Source organism: Clostridium sp. CTA-1 (assembly GCF_054768215.1).
On record NZ_BAAAAP010000054.1, the window covers coordinates 1 to 1,924 of the forward strand.

At 23.6% G+C, this 1,924-nt stretch carries 1 protein-coding gene and 1 tRNA gene; one reads left to right on the forward strand and one right to left on the reverse strand.

The annotated features are described in order from the left end of the window. The first annotated feature begins 985 nt into the window (after positions 1 to 985). Complete coding sequence (locus tag ACYUEW_RS18885; protein ID WP_043030868.1) at positions 986 to 1,582, forward strand: uracil-DNA glycosylase; 597 nt, start codon at positions 986 to 988, stop codon at positions 1,580 to 1,582. A gap of 206 nt (positions 1,583 to 1,788) precedes the next feature. Here the strand turns inward: ACYUEW_RS18885 and ACYUEW_RS18890 are convergent. After that, positions 1,789 to 1,864, reverse strand: a tRNA-Lys gene (locus ACYUEW_RS18890). Positions 1,865 to 1,924: the final 60 nt, after the last annotated feature.

The following is a 1,924-nucleotide window of genomic DNA, read 5'->3' on the forward strand; positions in this document are numbered from 1 at the left end:
CAAATTCATTGACAAGGTTTATTACCTTATCTTACTGGCTGTTACAAGAATGTTTCTTGTTAATTCTCTGTTTAATTTTCAAAGACCACATCGCCTCAGCGACTTTTATATCTTATCAAATTTGTTGTTCTTTGTCAAGAACTTTTTTTCAAATTTGTTTTTTTATTTGTTGCTGTGTTTCAGCGACATGTACCATTATAGCATTTTCAATTACTATAACGATATGATTTTATCTATTTATATAAAATTAATAGCATTTTTCTTTTATTTTTTACATATTACTCCGTTTTTTTTATATAGATACACTTGGTTATGTTGCTGTAATTATAAGAATTATTTTCTATATATTACTTATATAATTATATTTATATATTATTTTTTAAAATATAAGCACTACATTATTATTGGTTAAGCTAGATAATACTCTACATTTTTATATAATATCTATAATCTAAATTATAGTAACTACTATATATTATAAATATTTTTATATTCTTTATTATTTATACAGTAATTGCTTTTATATTTACCTAATAAAATTATTGAATAATTAGTGTATGATAATATTCCTTTATATGAGATTGATTTTAATATATAATTTATATCATCATATTTCTTTTAAAAGATAATAAAATCCCATATATAAACATTAAATTATATTTTATATGTAACTAATCATATTCATAAAATGTAATTTTAAAAAATATATATTCTTTCACAGTTTTTAATGGAGTTTATTATTAGAATGATAAACATTTTTAACAACCATTAGATAATGATATATTTTATATTTTCTAAAACTACATATTTTATATAGAACTTTATCTATATAATAATTACTTTTATAAAAATACGCATAAAAAAATTAGTGGTGTTAAAATTAATAAAAGAATACTCTCTTTTAACTACATTAATAGTTGTGTTAATAGTATAAATTTAAAAGGAAATGAAGTTTATATAAATATATAGGAAGGAGTTTTCTTAATTGAATATACAAGAATCTTTGAAAAATAAAATTAAAAATATTTCAGAGGAATATGTAGGTGATAAAACAGGTGGGTACATAACAGGTGATGGGCCTATACCATGTGATATTCTATTTATAGGAGAAGCCCCAGGTAAAAATGAAGTAGAAGAAGGTAAACCTTTTGTAGGTATGGCTGGTAAAAACTTTGAGAAATATTTAAATTCTATAGGCCTTAAAAGAGAATCTATTAGAATTACTAATACTTGTTTTTTTAGACCTATAAAAATTAAAGAAGGTAAAAATGGAAGAATATCTATAAGTAATAGACCACCTAAGGTTTCAGAAATATCTTTATTTAGTTCAATACTTGATGAAGAAATTAATTTAGTAAACCCTAAATTAATAATTACATTAGGAAATGTTCCCTTGAAAAGGCTAACAAATTTTAAGTCTATTGGTGATTGTCATGGTAATGTTTATTTTGTTGAAAACTTAAGTAGATATGTGTTTCCAATGTATCATCCATCATCTTTAACTTATAATAGAAGTGAAGAATTTCATAAGATATATGAGAATGATTGGCTTAAGTTAAAAGAAGCTCTAGGCAAAATTTAAATCTAAGTCCCTTGTATTCATAAAAATCTATATTATTTTCATAATATAGATTTTTATTTTATTATTTCATATAACAATTATATATTCTAATACACCCATATGAAGCATCAAAATTTCATATTCATTATATTTATACTATTCCATAATAATTTGAATAATATATATTATCCAAATTAAAAAGCACCTTACAAAACTGTAAAGTGCTTTGGTGATCCACCGGGGAATCGAACCCCGGACAACATGATTAAAAGTCATGTGCTCTACCAACTGAGCTAGTGAATCATATTCATCTGGCAACGACTTACTCTTCCACAGGGCCTCCCCTGCAGTACCATCAGCGCT